The 15,884-nt window shown below is 45.1% G+C and carries 12 protein-coding genes; 6 read left to right on the top strand and 6 right to left on the bottom strand.

The window, feature by feature from the left end:
• Positions 1–12 precede the first annotated feature (12 nt).
• The 6 genes from SHEWANA3_RS13825 to SHEWANA3_RS13850 form a co-directional block, all read right to left on the bottom strand.
• Positions 13–540, bottom strand: coding sequence for a MotA/TolQ/ExbB proton channel family protein (locus tag SHEWANA3_RS13825; RefSeq protein WP_011626575.1), 528 nt, complete (start codon positions 538–540; stop codon positions 13–15).
• Positions 540–1,895: a MotA/TolQ/ExbB proton channel family protein gene (locus SHEWANA3_RS13830; RefSeq protein WP_011717518.1), complete on the bottom strand. Its 1,356-nt coding sequence runs from the start codon at positions 1,893–1,895 to the stop codon at positions 540–542. The genes SHEWANA3_RS13825 and SHEWANA3_RS13830 overlap by 1 nt, the downstream gene beginning before the upstream one ends.
• Positions 1,895–2,677: a DUF3450 domain-containing protein gene (locus tag SHEWANA3_RS13835; RefSeq protein ID WP_011717519.1), complete on the bottom strand. Its 783-nt coding sequence runs from the start codon at positions 2,675–2,677 to the stop codon at positions 1,895–1,897. Before SHEWANA3_RS13835 ends, SHEWANA3_RS13830 begins: the two co-directional genes overlap by 1 nt.
• Positions 2,678–3,262: 585 nt before the next feature.
• Positions 3,263–6,076: a TonB-dependent receptor gene (locus tag SHEWANA3_RS13840; protein WP_011717520.1), complete on the bottom strand. Its 2,814-nt coding sequence runs from the start codon at positions 6,074–6,076 to the stop codon at positions 3,263–3,265.
• A 280-nt stretch (positions 6,077–6,356) separates the two neighbouring features.
• The gene (locus tag SHEWANA3_RS13845) at positions 6,357–7,565 is read right to left on the bottom strand and encodes a porin (protein ID WP_011717521.1); all 1,209 of its coding nucleotides are present in this window, start codon (positions 7,563–7,565) and stop codon (positions 6,357–6,359) included.
• Positions 7,566–7,785: 220 nt separating this feature from the next.
• Complete coding sequence (locus SHEWANA3_RS13850; RefSeq protein WP_011717522.1) at positions 7,786–10,218, bottom strand: DNA polymerase II; 2,433 nt, start codon at positions 10,216–10,218, stop codon at positions 7,786–7,788.
• A 140-nt stretch (positions 10,219–10,358) separates the two neighbouring features.
• Here SHEWANA3_RS13850 and dinG point away from each other — a divergent pair, with 140 nt between their 5' ends.
• From dinG to SHEWANA3_RS13880, 6 genes are read left to right on the top strand one after another with little or no spacing between them, the layout of a single operon-like run.
• On the top strand, positions 10,359–12,431 hold the full coding sequence (gene dinG / locus SHEWANA3_RS13855; protein WP_011717523.1) for an ATP-dependent DNA helicase DinG: 2,073 nt from the start codon (positions 10,359–10,361) through the stop codon (positions 12,429–12,431).
• A 9-nt stretch (positions 12,432–12,440) separates the two neighbouring features.
• The gene (locus SHEWANA3_RS13860) at positions 12,441–13,214 is read left to right on the top strand and encodes a TSUP family transporter (protein ID WP_011717524.1); all 774 of its coding nucleotides are present in this window, start codon (positions 12,441–12,443) and stop codon (positions 13,212–13,214) included.
• The gene (locus tag SHEWANA3_RS13865; RefSeq protein ID WP_011717525.1) at positions 13,205–13,873 is read left to right on the top strand and encodes a primosomal replication protein; all 669 of its coding nucleotides are present in this window, start codon (positions 13,205–13,207) and stop codon (positions 13,871–13,873) included. The genes SHEWANA3_RS13860 and SHEWANA3_RS13865 overlap by 10 nt, the downstream gene beginning before the upstream one ends.
• Positions 13,874–13,882: 9 nt before the next feature.
• Positions 13,883–14,575 carry a DUF2057 domain-containing protein gene (locus SHEWANA3_RS13870; protein ID WP_011717526.1) on the top strand — a complete coding sequence of 231 codons (693 nt, stop codon included), beginning with the start codon at positions 13,883–13,885 and terminating at the stop codon, positions 14,573–14,575.
• Positions 14,576–14,580: 5 nt separating this feature from the next.
• Positions 14,581–15,483, top strand: coding sequence for a histone deacetylase (locus tag SHEWANA3_RS13875; RefSeq protein WP_011717527.1), 903 nt, complete (start codon positions 14,581–14,583; stop codon positions 15,481–15,483).
• A 33-nt stretch (positions 15,484–15,516) separates the two neighbouring features.
• Positions 15,517–15,804: a late competence development ComFB family protein gene (locus SHEWANA3_RS13880; RefSeq protein ID WP_011717528.1), complete on the top strand. Its 288-nt coding sequence runs from the start codon at positions 15,517–15,519 to the stop codon at positions 15,802–15,804.
• The last annotated feature ends 80 nt before the right edge of the window (positions 15,805–15,884 follow it).

Consider the following 15,884-nt stretch of genomic DNA (forward strand, 5'->3'; position numbering starts at 1 on the left):
TTCAATCTCTCTCTAGTGGTGCGGCATGCTGTCTTTTAGCTTTTCTAAGCTGATTTTCATTTTGGCATCAAGGCGAGTACTGAAGAATACTCCCGATAATGCTGCAACCATCCCCGCCATAGTGGGCATTGTTGCCATTGAAATACCAGCCGCCATTAAACGAGCATTACTCGTCCCCTGAACTGCCATCACATCGAACACTGAAATCATACCGGTAACAGTACCTAACAAACCTATCATAGGACAAATCGCTACTAAGGTTTTAATGACCAGCATACGTGCATTCAAATCTTGCTTCGCTTGGGACAGCCAAGCTTCACGGATACGGTGTGCATACCAAGAGGTAGTTTCCTCTCTAGCATCCCATGCAGCTATGATTGCTTTATGTTGCTTTGGTGATATCCAATTAAGATACCAGTAACGCTCAAGCATCAATACCCACATTAAGAACAGCACAAACGCTACTAACCAGAGGACGTCGCCTCCGGAGGCCATGAAGCCCCTGACGGAATCCCATATGTCCATCAGGTGAATCATCATTAGTCAGCCCTCTTCTCAGCGTGCGCTGCGATGATACCAGCACTTTGCTCTTCCAGAACTTGCACGATTGACTTGCTACGAGCAACAACAACTGCGTGCATTAACATCAGAGGCAGAGCCGCAACCAGACCTTGAACTGTAGTGATCAGCGCCATAGAAATACCGCCAGCCATCAGTTTTGGATCGCCAGTACCGAACAATTGGATACTTTGGAAGGTTGCAATCATACCGGTTACTGTACCTAACAGACCCATCATAGGTGCGATAGCAGCCAGAACTTTGATGATTGAAATGCGAGACTCTAACGCTGGCGTTTCTTTCAGAATCGCTTCGTCAAGTTTCAGCTCTAATGTTTCAACGTCAACGTCTTTGTTCTCTTGATACACTTTCAGGATACGACCTAAGGCGTTGTTACCTGGCTTATCAATGTTCTTACGTTGGCTGTTCACACGAGCGCCGATGATAGTCATAGTCACTAAACGTTCGATAGAGATCAACAGACCTAATGCTAACAGAGCGATAATGATGTAACCGATTGTACCACCCGCTTCTAAACGATCTTCAAAGCTTGCTTTGTTAGTGAAGATGTTTAACAGAACGCCACGAGCTGGGTCGATGTAGAATGGCGCAGTACCAGAAGTAGTTTGTTCCCACTTACCTACTGCACTAACTTGGTAGCCTTCTGGCTGTTGTGATAACTCTTGAATTAAACCTAATTCAGGGTTGTAAACAACATACTTGCCATCAGCAGTTAAGTTGTAAGTACCAATGCGGTGAATCGTGGTGTTTTTAACGCTACCGTCGATACCGGTTACAGAACCTTCGAATTTAACAACCTTACCAGATTGTGCCATTTCGAATAATTGTTCTTGCCAGAATTGCTCTAACTCTTCGATTTTTGGTAATTGCTTACGCGCACCTAAATCAGCGATGAACTTATCGCGATTTGGGTATTGAGCACTGACGTTTGAGCTCGCTAATTTACCAGCGAAATCGCCCGCTTCACCTTTAACCACACCGAACATCTCACCCAAGTCACCTTGAGCAGTTTTCAGGTCTTCTTCTAACTGAGCAATTTTACGCTCGTTGTCTAAGAAAGCTTGGTTTAGGTCTTTACCGCGTTGCTTCTCAGCCGCTAAAGCATCTTTTTCACGCTTTAACAAAGCCGCTTTATCGCCACGCTCAGCTTGGAACTCTTGTTCACGTTTGCTGTTAACTTTGCCTTCAGCAGCGCGATCAACTTTAACTTGCTGCAATAATTGATCGATGGTCTTAGGCGCATCAGCAGCGCTAGCCATACCAGCAGTTAAAGAAAAACTTGCAGCTAATACAGCTGTAGTAATTAACTTCTTCATTATTGTGCAGTCTCCGCAGCAGGAATTGGTAACGCGAATAGATCTAGAGCGCCTTGTTTACGGGCAATGCGGATACCTTTTGTCAGTTCACGCAAATAGCTGTCATCTAACTTATCCCAACCCTTAGATTCTGGGTTGTACATCCAGCCAGTCTTTTGATCTAAGCTCTGAGCATAAAGAGCTACGCGACCTAAGTTAAAGAAGTCTACTAATACTTCTTTACCATCTAAGGTCAATTTACCTTGGTTAACTGCAACAGCACTACCGTATTCACGCTCGATGCTGTACGCATCCAGAATCAAACGGTATTTTTCAGCTAAAGTTACTTCAGCAGTGTTTAACAGTGTTTTTAACTCTTTAACGCGGTTAGCGCGAACTTCAGAGTTAAATGGCAGATCTAATTGAACGAACTGTTCTAAAGACTCAACCATTTTAAACATTAAAGGCACAACGCCCTGACGCAGTTTATCTACGCCGTTAATGTCAGTTTGAATCGCGTCCATCGTTTTTTGTTGATCAGCGACTAAGCTGGCAACGTAATCGTTATAGGACTTCAGTGATTCACGCTCATCAGCAACAGAACCATACTCAAAAAGCATGTCTTGTGCTTGATCGAAATACTTATCAACATTCTTTTGCGACGCAGCAGCATCAGCATGGATCATACTATCCGCTTTTTGCACGTCGGTAAGAGGATCTGCAACTACTAAGTTGCTGCTCGCTAATGCCAGCACGCCAACAAGTGCAGTAGCGATTTTTGTTCTATTGCTTACCTTGGACATAGTTCCCAACCAATTTGAAGTGAATAAAAAAGTTAACTTAACAGCAACATCACTTTAAGCAAGACTTACTTTAGTAAATGCTTACTGTAAGTCCATCTTTCTCTTGTGATTCTTAGTTTTTTCTTCCCTTTCCTATGCCTTTACAGGCATAGACCCGCTGGCATCATTTCACAAAATGTTGACCTGTGTCAACATTCGGGACACGTAAAAACTAGTGTAAAGAAGTCTTAGTTATGAATTTTTTTACGAAAGGTGTTTTTTTGAGCACACATAGAAGATCTGACCTTCTAAGGTGTGAGGAAATTATAATTAATAGGTATGTTTAGGTGTATCCAATTATATTTTTTTATGCAAAGTGGACATGTTTTAATCGCTAGCAGGAATATTTTTTGAACCAAAAATGAACTAGAGTCAGTATGAATATCGTCTCTATAGGGAGCTCAGGTAATCAATATATAACCTTAATATGAAGCACTTATCAGGTGAATAATTCCTACTGAATCTACCGAAAAAAAGGCTTACTACATAGTAAGCCTTTTTATATGTTGGTCTTGTCAAACTAAGAATTAATCTTTTGTATTAACATTAAAACTTCACAGTTGCACGTAAGTAAACAAAGCGATCCATGTTTACATCATACTCAGTTACAGAGAAGTTGTTTGTAGACATAGCTAAGTCATTGTTGATGTATTCTGATTCGGGTTTCTCCGCAAATAAGTTATTAATACCTAAACTTACGTTAGTATTATATTCAGCAAATGAATATCCGACAGAAATATTGTGCACCATATAAGCATCAAACTCTTTGGTATAATCGCTTTCAGGTATACCGTAATAGTCATACACACCATCAACATAGTAATTGCTCATCATGCTGTGTACATAACGGGTTTTCCAATGGGCATCCCAATCTCCCATAGCCCAATCAATATAGAAGTTTGCTTTAATGCGAGGATAACCACCATCGCCATATTGCTGCCCGACTTGATCATAACCGTTAAAGTTGTTCTCGATGACATAGGCCATGTCAAGAGAGGTTTTAAAACTTCCAAAACCTGTTTCAAAACGGTAGCCAGTATACATGTCGATACCACTAACATCATAGTTGTTTGCATTTAATAAATAATTGCGTAAATCAACGATGTTACCTAATGGATCGCGGTCAATGGCATTACAAGATGATGGATTCGTACCTTCAGCACATTCTGTTGCGATACGAGTGTATCCATAGCGACCAATTGCATCTTTAACTTTAATGTTATAATAATCTAAAGTTAACTCAGCTCCTTCTAACCAAGATGGGTTATATACAAAACCAGCAGTTACAGATTCAGACGTTTCTGGTTTTAAATCTGGAGAAGATACTTGTGTAATACGGATCTGCGTATTCGCTTGACGATACCCATCTGGTACAGCAGAACATCCAGGTTTACCAGAAATATCTAATACATTACCTTCATCATCACGAGTATTACAAGGGTCAGTCCAGCTTGGGTATGAATCCGCATTACCTGCATATAGATCCGAAATAGAAGGAGCACGATATCCCTCAGCCCAGGTTGCACGTAATAACAAGTCATCCATAGGGCGGAACTCTGCACCCACTTTTGAACTAGTGTTATTACCATATACATCATGGTCTGAGAAACGCGTTGCAGGCGTGATAGTTAAACTTTCTAGCACAGGGATTGAGAGTTCAACATATGCCTCATCTAATCTGAAACCACCAGCAGTTGCGTCACGTTGGTTACCAGAAGACTCTCCAGTTACAGTTAATGGGTCTGGTGTATCATAACCAGTCTCTTCACGACGCTCTAAACCAATTGCGACACCTAAGCTACCAGCTGGTAAGTCGAAAAGATCACCTGAAATGTTGAATGCATAATCTTTCATCGTCAGACCGGAACGACCAACTGAATCGAAAGTAATGTAATCAATCATGTCGTTGGTGATGCTTCCTGGACCACCAAAAAGGTTTAAAGGTGTACAAGCAGTGCTTGCGTTACAATTAGCACCGAGAGCTTGGTTAATACGGGTTAAATTTAATAAGCCAGTTGTTAACTCATCTTGGCTGTTTTGACCGTAAATATAATGTGCACTCCAACTCCAACTATCAGTTATGTTTCCCTCTAGACCAACCATCGCACGATAAGTCATATCGTTTTGTTCATAGCGACGTGGTCCAGCCTCTAACATACGACGTTGTAGAGCATATGGAGTGTAATCTAAAGGATCGCTTACAACTCCGTTTGCAACAGCTCTAGCACTGTCACCATATAAAGTTTCACCAAACGGATTGTAAATATTATCAGCATGTATATCTACGCGGCTAGCTGCAGCACCAAAAGATGCACCTAGCGTAACAGGCATTGGTGCAAGTTCTTGAGATGACTTACGGTTTGTCATCATAAAGTCACTCACTAAACGTAAATTATCAGCAAGGTCGTAATAACCTTGAACATAAAATGCGTTACGATTTTGAGGTGTTACCAGATAGTTATCAGGAGCATAGTTATAAACATCTCCCGCACGGTTACGGAACTTATCTAAGCCAACATCAGCACCTGTACCAGGTAAAGACATAAGATCATACAATCCGTTGCTTCTAATCGTGTAGCCAGCAGCCGCTAAAGCATCTTGGTTTGCTTGATTTAAAGTCGTGGGATCAACTCTCAAACGAGTATTTTCCGTAGTACTACTAGTACCAACTGAAGATATATCGCGGTCGCCAGCCCAAATTGGCTGTTGAGTTACATGGCTCATGTTAAATAACAAGCCACCTTTTTCACCAGAGACACCAAAAGTAAGGTCAGCTGTATATTGACGACCGTCGCCTTCACTTAAGTTTTCACCACCATAAACTGAAACTTCAACGCCTTCGAAATCTTTTCGAGTAATGATGTTAACCACACCAGCTATAGCATCTGAACCGTATACCGCTGAAGCACCGTCTTTCAAAACTTCAATACGTTCTACAGCCGCTGTTGGAATTGTATTCATATCTACGGTTGAACCTAGAGATGAAATCCAACGGCGACCATTCACTAAAACCAACAGACGTTGAGCACCTAGATTACGCAGGTCCATGTTAGTAGAACCGTTACCGCCGTTGTTAAACGCGGTATTAAGTGCTGCACCTGCAGAAGGAATAGTTTGTAAAATATCACCTAAGCTCACTAGGCCTGTTGCAGCGATTTCATCACGGTTCATTACCAATACAGGGCTTGCAGCTTCCATATCAGTGCGTTTAATACGTGAACCAGTTACTTCAATACGTTCTACTTTCTCGGCGCTAGCTTCATCAGCAGCCACTACCAATGGCACGTTTAGGGCTGTTGCAGCCACACCACCAATCAATGCGAAACGCACAGACTTGGCTAAAAAGTTATTCTTATGCATTGTCTATCTCCCTGGACATATTATGTCTTTATTATAATCCGCTTATTTAATAAGCAGTTTCAAACAGGAGTACTACGAAAATACGGAGCACTCAGCGAAAACAATAAAATCACATATAAAACCTTTAATCAACATAAAATAAACAAATAAAACAAAATGAAGACAAGGCAATCATAGTAAAACTGGAGAAGCGTCGGTAAAAACAAGAAACGCCAGTCATTGCTGACTGGCGTTTTTTGTTAATTTTTAGTTATCTAGTTTCTAGATAAACAACTGAGGCTTAAAGCGTATAGCGGATACCAATGGCGATGCCGTCGTCTTCTGACAATGACATTCTGGCTTCTTGCGCTTGATCTGAGCTGGTAAAGTCGCTGTAGTCTTTACGTGCTTCAACATACAGAACCGTGTTTGGATCCCAAACAAAGTGTAAACCTACGACTACAAACTGACGCTTGAACACATCATTAGGATCGGCGTTAAAGTTAGGTTGAATAACATAATCTTTACCAGCATCCAGAATGTTGTAAGACACAAATGGACGTAAACCGTTATCAAACTTGTAAGAAACTAAAGTTTCAACACCATAGGCATCTTTGATCAAGCGGCCAATGTTATCGGTATCATGGTTTTCTTCTTTGTGAACGTTGGCAGCTACATATAAGCCATCTTTATCGAAGTCGCCCCAAGTTGCGCCCACGCCGTAGATCAGATCAACAGCAGTTTTTTGGTCGCCATTGCCATAGGCAATATCAAATTCACCGCGGTTAATACCCACCATCAAGCTTAGCTTATCTGCCGCTTTATAAGTTACAGAACCGCCATAGGTGTAATCATAGGTGACTTGTTGCGCTTCTTTCTTACCTGCGTTCCATTCCACTTCACAGGCTTCTTCTGTGATGTTTTCGATATCACAGGTATAGAAGCTGCTGTTTTTTAATTGCGCCTGAACCGCAAAACTCACGTCACCAATGCTGTTACGGTATTGAACAACTTTGTCACCACGACCGACGCCGTTTACTGCACCGTCGTCTTTGTTAAAAGTGTAAACACCAGCCGCGTTACCATCCCATACAAAACCGTAGTTGGTGTTGTAAACCACGTCATACCAAGCACCCCATTGCTTACCAATAGTGATAGTGCCGTACTCATCGTGGCTAATGCCCGCGTAACCTAAACGGTTATAGAAGAACTCATCTTGTACAGATTCGAAGCGATTGTTATAGACAATATCGCTGCTGCCAACAGGGTTCACACCCCATTCCAATTTAGCAAAGGCGTTCCAACCGTGGGTTAACTCACGGCTGAAACCAAAATTAATTCGAGAAGCACCATTAACAACCTCAGTTTCACCTTGAGTGTTGATTACACGCGCATCGATAAAGCCACCGATTTCTACCGCATTTTTATCATCTTTGTAGATTTCGATTGCAGATACAGTTGGGGCGAGAAAGAGTGCTGCTAGCGCAGTTGCTACTAACGTTTTGTTCATTTGGTGCTTAACCTTTTCGTTTATGTTTTATCAACGTCATTCCGTTGTTATATTTCCTTACAATTTCCCGGTGAGAGTAGCAAATTTTCATTACACTCTCCAAGCGAAACCTAAAGATTATGTAGAGAAACATCACAAAAACAGCGTGTTTAACCTCTATAAAACAGGTTAAAACACTACAAAGACCAGCAAACAAAACACAAAACACACAATGGAAACACTAAATTAACAACAGCTGATTCGACGTAATGCTAGTGTAATTTAGTTTCATTATTGAAAAAACAGGCTCTGCAATAGGGCCAATTTGCTTATCAATGTAGTACTGATAATCAATTGTAGACGATCTATGCGAAACGGGTTCAGGACCGTTTACAGTAATTACATAATCAATCTGCGCCCCTCGCTTGCCAAAGGATGACTTTCCTGTTAACTCACAAAGCTGGCGCGCGACTTTCACATGGGGAGAAGACTTAGCCGTGTATTCATCTAAATTACGGCGCATACGTTTACTAAACACTAACTCATCATCGCGCTTTCCCGCTTGAAGTTCGCCGATAACATCAGCCAAATAACCACTAATATCCCGTTGGTTAAACATGCGCTCATAGAGTTCAGCCTGCACCTTGCGGGCTAAGGGGCTCCAATCGCTACGAACCTGCTCCATTCCCTTAAAAGTGATTTCTAACGCTCCGCTATTGTTACGCCATGCTCCAACATAGCGCTTCTTACTCCCCTCCTCCGAGCCCCGCAGGGTCGGCATAAAAAACTGTTCGTAGTGGCGCTCAAATTGCAGCTCGAGAAAACTTTCTAGCTGAAACTCCTGCGCAATTTTACTTTGCCATTGCTGATTCATTCGCGCGGCAATCTGCTTACCTAAGGCATTAATATCACTGAGATCGGGTTCTGGGCCTAAATAGACGAAGGTGGAGTCCGTATCCCCATAAATGACTTGGTAGCCCATCTCCTCAATCCACGCGCGGGTTTGTTTCATAATTTGATGACCGCGCATGGTGATGGAGCTTGCCAGTTTCGCATCGTGGAACACACAGCCTTGGGAGCCTAAAACCCCATATAGCGAATTCATAATGATTTTAATCGCTTGCGATAAAGGCGCATTCGCCTCCCGCTTAGCTTTCTCACGTTGCTCTGAGAGATTTTGGATGAGTTTGGGCAGAATAGGTTGATGCCGATTAAAACGCGCGCCCAAAAAACCCGGAACAGTTTCAGGCTCATCTAATGCAGATCCGTCCTCATTATCTAAACCTTCAATCAACCCCTTAGGATCAATCAAAAAAGTTCGGATAATCGATGGATAAAGGCTTTTAAAGTCAAATACTAAAATATGCTGATAAAAACCAGGGACAGAATCCATAACATAACCGCCTGGGCTTTCAATCCCTTGACTGGCAGGCTCAGCGGGCGCGACGAAACCCGCTCTATGTAAATGCGGTAGATACAAGTGGTTGAATGCGGCGACCGAGGCGCCTACGCGCCCCAGTTCTAACCCCGTTAACTCGGCGCGAGCGAGGGCAAAATCCCACAATTGCGTATGTTCAAAAATATCCCACACTAAGCGACTATCAGTCAGGTTATAGTGAGCAAGCCCTTGTTTATTTTCGGCAAATAACGAATCAATCTCTTGCGCTCGATTTTCTACATCATGAATCGCTTTGCCTTCGCCCAGCAACGCTTGAGCGACAAACTCCAAGGAGAAACGCTCGAATTGATAAAAGGCCGCCTTTAACCAATCGATACCATCGAGCACCACACGCCCTGGCAAACTTAAGGTTTCTGGCCGAAATTTATTCTCAACTTTCCACTCAAGGAGCGCGCCACCTCGACCAATACGCAGCGGGATCCGGTGCAGTAACGCACGTCGATATAGCAGGGCCAAGTCAAAGGTCACCACCGACCAACCAATGATCACATCGGGATCAAACTCTGTAAACCAGGTGATGAGACGATGGATAAGTGCGGCCTCATCGTTCACCCATTCGATATAGATTGCAGCATCTGGCTGCGCCTCGCCCACCATAATGACTTTTTCATAGGGCTGAGATTGCGCATCGCGTCCATAAAGGGCCACGGAATAGAGTAAACCGTCAAAACTGCATTCAAAATCGAGGGAGATAGAGCGCAGTTTAATTGCAGACTGCGGCGCAACCGCTTTGGCGCGGATGGCGCTAAAAACAGACAACTGTCCATCTATGCCTGCTTTGCCGACAAAATGCCCTAAAAATGCCACATCGAGCGCCACAAAGCGCTCGATTAAAAAGCGCTGCTCGGGACGGATATCCGCCTCAAATAAGGGGATCCCCGCATCTGTCGCTATCCGCTGTAAGTGACGAAACACACTACTCGATGGAGCATAAATCGCCGCCACGCTTTGTCTTTTAAAGCTTTTAAGTGTAAGCGGCACAAAGCGCAGCGCCAGCCCCGGCGTTTGTAACTGCAATGCCGCCATATCGCTTTGATGACAAAAACAAATGTACTCAGAGTCTGGTAACTCCACCAGCACAGGGCCTGAAACGGTGGCGAGATAATACTGCAACACAAGCGTTGCACCGCGTGTAATAGCATGGCGCGTGAGGACGCGTCCCTGTACACTCACAGGCGCAGCCGTGTCATGCGTCAGACTCTCGGGGGGATTCAACTGCGGTTTCACTCTAAGGCTCTCGCTGTTTATTGATTCTCGGGACACAGAATAAAATTGCCATAAAATGGCAGAAAAGTTTCTTAGGCTATGCAATCACTGTTATTATGTACAGCATTAATTCGATAAAGTAGTGCCGCATGTTACCTGACAACGTAAAAAACCAGATCCGCGCTATCTATAAAGATATTGCCGCCGCTTTGCCTAATTTTAGGCCACGCCGCGAGCAAAATTTTATGGTGGCAGAAATCTCTAAGACCCTAGCTGGCGACTATGACAAAGATAGACGCATCATAGTGGTCGAAGCGGGTACGGGGATTGGTAAATCATTGTCTTATATCTTGGGCACTATTCCGCTTGCACTCGCGAGTAAGAAAAAGGTCTGTATCGCCACGGCGACCGTGGCACTGCAGGAGCAGTTACTGCACAAAGACTTACCGTTTTTTCTCGAACAGTCAGGGTTAAACTTTCGCTTTGGTCTGGTAAAAGGACGCCAGCGTTATGTCTGTTTATCTAAACTTGCCATGCTGATCGGCGATGATAACAGTACCCAAATGGCCATGTGGCAAACAAAGCCGGATAACAGCCAAATTGCCATGCTGCAGGAGCTACTCAGCGACTATAATGAAGGCCGCTGGAATGGTGAAATCGATACGCTATCGACACCGATACCGGACCATCTCTGGCAGCAAATCGCCTGCGATAAACACAGTTGTCATCGGCAACTCGCCAGTCATCGTAATTGCCCGTTTCACAAGGCCCGCGAGGATGTGGATACCTGGGATGTACTGATCGCCAACCACAGTTTGCTGCTCGCCGACTTAGAGCTCGGTGGCGGGGTCATTTTACCCGATCCCGAAGACGTATTTTACGTCATTGACGAAGCCCACCACTTACCTATCGTCGCGCGGGACTTTTCTAGCGCACAGGCAACGCTTAGGGGAGCCGCCGACTGGCTCGAAAAAGTCGGGAAGACCAGCGCAAAATTACAAAATCAGATAAAGAGCAACAATATTATCGCCCCTGCGCAGGCGATGCAGGATCATATCGGTGACTTAATCGCTCAGCTCAATCAAGTCGCCCACTTTTGTGACACTCAAACCAAACAGTTTGCCAATCCCGAGAGCCGCTATCGGTTCGAACACGGTAAATTGCCCGATGCACTAAAAATCCCAGCAGAGAATCTCGCGGCCACCTCCAATCTTGCCCTCAAGCAATTTAACAAGATGCAATTATTGCTGGCCGAGGCGATAAAAGATGGCGATATTCCTAAGCATCAAGCGGAAGCGCTACAGGCCGAAATGGGCTTTATGCTGCAGCGACTCGAAAACCTGCAAAAGCTCTGGAAAATGATGGCAAAGGAAGATTCCACGAAAGGCGCGCCCCTCGCCCGCTGGATTGAATTGCTCACGGGCAAACAGGTCGATTATCTGTTTAGCGCCTCGCCGATTGAAGTCGGGTTTATGCTTGAGTCTATGCTGTGGCAAAAGGCGGCTGGTGTCGTGCTATGTAGCGCAACGCTGCGGGCGCTGAATAACTTCGACCATTTCGCCCATCAGGTGGGATTATCGGTAAAGGACGGCAGTCGTTATCTCGCCCTGCAATCCCCCTTCGATTATCCGAATAACGCCACGCTCTACTTACCTAAGATGAAAACCGAGCCGACGGACGATGCCTATACCGCTGAGCTTGCCGAACATATTTTGGAGCTGATTGAAGGCGAAATGGCCACCTTAGTATTGTTTGCGTCTTACTGGCAAATGGAGAAAGTCGCCGAGCTGCTTGAGGGCAAACTCACGCAGGAAATTCTTATTCAAGGTAATGCCCCGCGCCAACAATTGCTTGAGACCCACAAAGCCAAGTGCGACAAAGGTGAGCCGAGTATCTTGTTCGGCACCGGCAGTTTTTCTGAAGGCTTAGACTTACCTGGGGATTACCTCACCAACCTCATCGTCACTAAACTGCCCTTTGCCGTGCCGACGTCGCCCGTCGAGCAAGCCCATGCCGAGTATGTGAAAATAAAGGGCGGAAATCCGTTTCTGCAACTCACCATTCCAGATGCATCGCGAAAGCTTATCCAAAGTTGTGGTAGATTACTGCGTAAAGAGCAGGATTACGGCCGAGTCACGATCCTAGATAGACGATTAGTGACCAAACGTTACGGCAAATCCTTGCTAGACGCTCTGCCCCCCTTTAGACGAGTCATTGAGTAGGATTAAGATTTGGAGTTGTTACTCGAGCCCAGTAATTGGGCCCTGTTGGCTGTCATTGGCTTAATTGCAGGTTTTATCGATGCAGTGGTCGGTGGTGGAGGCCTGCTCTCTATTCCAGCCCTGCTCACCCTCGGGATCCCACCGCATACCGCCTTAGGTACCAATAAATTTGCCGCCAGTTTTGGCTCCTCCATGGCAGCTTGGACCTATTATCGCCAGCATCTGCTCAAACCCAGTTTTTGGTATATGGCGTTTATCGCCACCTTTATTGGCGCGGTACTTGGCAGTGTGTTTGTGTACTTATTAAATGCCCAGTGGCTTGAAAAAGCCTTACCACTGCTCATTATTGGCATCGCGATATACAGCTTGCTGAGCCCAAATGCCATCTCGGATACCGATTGCCAGGCACCGACAAAAGCCCAATCTAAACTCAAACAAAGTCTGCAAGGGCTCTTGCTGGGTGCTTATGATGGTTTTGCAGGCCCAGGCATTGGCGCCTTTTGGACTGTGAGTTCCGGTGCTTTATACAAATTACCGCTGTTGCATAGCTGCGCGCTTGCCAAAGCCATGACCTTTACCAGTAACTTGACGGCGCTGGCGATCTTTGGCTTTCTTGGGCAAGTCCATTGGCAAATCGGCCTGTGGATGGGGTTATCTATGATGCTCGGCTCCTTTATCGGCGCCCGCTGCGCGATAAAATTTGGTATGCCTTTTATTCGGCCTTTGTTTATATTAATTGTCCTGTCAATTGCCGCTAATCTGGCGTGGAGCGCATGGTTTTGAACACTTCGCAGCTAATCAGCACGTTGAAAAATCAGCTAACAACCCTTGAGCAAGAAGTGCTGCAACACGACAGTCACCTTGCGCCGAGTCAGCGCAAACTCCTGCAGGATATTGAGCGCTTTAATCAGTCGCTGTTTATTCAAAATGGCGCTCAGCTGATCCCCTGCATTGAACAAATACGTAATAGTATCGGTCAGTTAGAGAAACAGATCGCCCTAAAACTCGCGCCGCAAACCATCGCCTTAAGCTGTGAGCGTATTCAAGACCGCTTTACCGCGGTTAAACGGGCGCTACTGACGACCTCAATCGATATAAAGTCTAAAAATCAACAACGTGCCAGTAAGCGCGCGCGTTTTGCCCAGCAACAGGCACAGTCGCACCAAGCCAGCGGGTTTGCTTGGATTGCCAGCAATGTGTTACAAAATAGCCACGAAATCTATGCCGAATTAAACAAGCATCTGAATTGGGCGAAGAAATTTGAACAAAAAATTGCAGAAATGGAGTCAAAACTTGAAAACTGTCATAGTGCTGACAAAATCCGTTTGCAAAATGACATCCTTTTGATGCATCGTCGTTTGGGTAAATGCAGGCAAGCCATCAGTTATATTGAAGATCGCATTCAAGCATTCGAACGTCCGCATCAGAGCCATAATCGTTAAGGAGCAACAATGAAATCACTTTTGCCAATCAGCAGCCTGCTAGTGCTACTCGGCTCTGCCTCAGCCTTTGCCGCAGATCTGAATATCCCTATGTCCTTCGAATACCTTGCCCTCGATGGCAAAAAAGTCGAGTCCAGTGTATTCAACCATAAAAGCAGCTTAGAGTTGGCGCCCGGCACTCACAAAATCGCGATCCGTTACCATGAGATGGTTGAAGACGATTTCAGTGACAGCCAGACCTTCGTTAAGTCATCGCCTTTTATCGTGACCTTAGAAGTGGACGGCGATCATCAATATTATTTGCAAGCCGCAGAGGGCAAGGTCGTTAAAAAGCCTAAAACCTTCGCTCAAAACCCACAAGTGGTGTTAACCCGTGCTGATAAAGGTCAGGTGAATTACCAAGTGACAAACACCGATATTGAAGAAGAGAGCTTTGTCTCCCGTCTCTTTAGCGGTAATCAAGCGGTAGATGTGTCAGGTACTGCCGCCGCAGCAACGGGCGCAGCAGGCACAGCGGCGGTTGTTGCCGCGCCAGCACCCACTTCGGCGCAGGCAGCCGTTAACGCCACCTCATTAACCGCTCCAGTTGATACATCTAAAGCAGCGGGGGCGAATCCACAGCAAATGCTGCAATACTGGTGGTTACAGGCCGATGAGAAAACACGTAAAGAATTTATGAGCTGGGCGATTTCTCAGCTCTAATCAAGATGATCCCATTGGTTCATCACGCCAGCTATTCCAAGCTGGCGTTACCCTCCCACCACCGCTTTCCCACGACCAAATACGCGCGTCTTTACCAATATCTGCTCGATAATCAACTGGCTGTACCGGCTCAATTTCATACTCCCTCACCCATGACGGCTGAAGATGTAATGCAGGTGCATCAGCAAGATTATGTCGAACAATTTATCCAAGGCAGATTAGCCTGTGCGGCCTTAAGACGCATCGGCTTTCCATGGAGTGAAGCCTTGGTTGAGCGCACCTTGCACTCGGTATCGGGGACGAGTTTGACCGCAAGCTTGGCGCTACAAGCGGGTATCGCCCTTCACTTAACTGGCGGTTATCACCATGCTCATTATGACTTTGGCAGTGGTTACTGTATTTTCAATGATTTAATTATTGCCGCTCGCAAACTGATGGCCGAGCAACAGCTACATAAAGTGCTGATTTTTGATTGTGATGTGCACCAAGGCGATGGCACCGCCACCCTTAGCCACAGGCATCAAGGCATTATCAGTTGCTCCATCCACGGCAAAGAGAATTTCCCGAGCCGCAAACAGCAGTCACACTATGATATTGAATTGACTAAGGGTTCGGATGATAGTGCCTATCAGGAAACCGTCGAGCAGACTCTCGAGCTGCTGATTCGCCTCCATCAACCGGATCTCATCCTGTATGACGCTGGCGTCGATATCCACCAAGATGACGACTTAGGGCACCTAATGATCAGCAAGCAGGGATTGTATCAACGTGATTTAACCGTGTTATCTATGGCAAAAGCAGCAAATATTCCTGTTGCAGCGGTAATTGGCGGCGGCTACAGCCGAGACGAACTACAATTAAGCCAAAGACATAGCCAACTTTTTATTGCAGCCAACCATTTGTGGTAGCAAACTCAATAAAAATCATCATGGAGCACAGCGATGCAACTCGAAATCCGTAACTATTACGAAGTTCTCTTAATGGAAATGTTATCCGATGAAGGCCTGATGGATGAATTGCCGGAGGATTATTTAGCCGATCTCTGCTGTGTTACTCTTAATCAACTGCCAGTACGCTATATTCGCCACCTAGTAGATACCTATTTCTTTGAGGATTACAACGAGTTACAAGAAATGAAACGAGAAATCCAAGCCGCATTAGAAAAATCTCGCGCCTTTCTTAAACAGAATCTACAAAAAAGAATGCAGCAGGAAGAAGCCGACAGCTAAGTCGCGCAGTATTTGGTATAACTATATCGATTTGTCACAAGCTTATACGAGTGAATTCAGCAGAATTGGCTAAATACATG

Origin of the sequence: Shewanella sp. ANA-3 (genome assembly GCF_000203935.1) — a bacterium.
GTDB lineage: Bacteria > Pseudomonadota > Gammaproteobacteria > Enterobacterales > Shewanellaceae > Shewanella.

Excerpts from the sequence above, each read along its gene's own strand:
- SHEWANA3_RS13825 (WP_011626575.1), bottom strand. The coding sequence starts at position 540 with ATGATGATTCACCTGATGGACATATGGGATTCCGTCAGGGGCTTCATG.
- SHEWANA3_RS13830 (WP_011717518.1), bottom strand. The coding sequence starts at position 1,895 with ATGAAGAAGTTAATTACTACAGCTGTATTAGCTGCAAGTTTTTCTTTA.
- SHEWANA3_RS13835 (WP_011717519.1), bottom strand. The coding sequence starts at position 2,677 with ATGTCCAAGGTAAGCAATAGAACAAAAATCGCTACTGCACTTGTTGGC.
- SHEWANA3_RS13840 (WP_011717520.1), bottom strand. The coding sequence starts at position 6,076 with ATGCATAAGAATAACTTTTTAGCCAAGTCTGTGCGTTTCGCATTGATT.
- SHEWANA3_RS13845 (WP_011717521.1), bottom strand. The coding sequence starts at position 7,565 with ATGAACAAAACGTTAGTAGCAACTGCGCTAGCAGCACTCTTTCTCGCC.
- dinG (WP_011717523.1), top strand. The coding sequence starts at position 10,359 with ATGTTACCTGACAACGTAAAAAACCAGATCCGCGCTATCTATAAAGAT.
- SHEWANA3_RS13865 (WP_011717525.1), top strand. The coding sequence starts at position 13,205 with ATGGTTTTGAACACTTCGCAGCTAATCAGCACGTTGAAAAATCAGCTA.
- SHEWANA3_RS13870 (WP_011717526.1), top strand. The coding sequence starts at position 13,883 with ATGAAATCACTTTTGCCAATCAGCAGCCTGCTAGTGCTACTCGGCTCT.
- SHEWANA3_RS13875 (WP_011717527.1), top strand. The coding sequence starts at position 14,581 with ATGATCCCATTGGTTCATCACGCCAGCTATTCCAAGCTGGCGTTACCC.
- SHEWANA3_RS13880 (WP_011717528.1), top strand. The coding sequence starts at position 15,517 with ATGCAACTCGAAATCCGTAACTATTACGAAGTTCTCTTAATGGAAATG.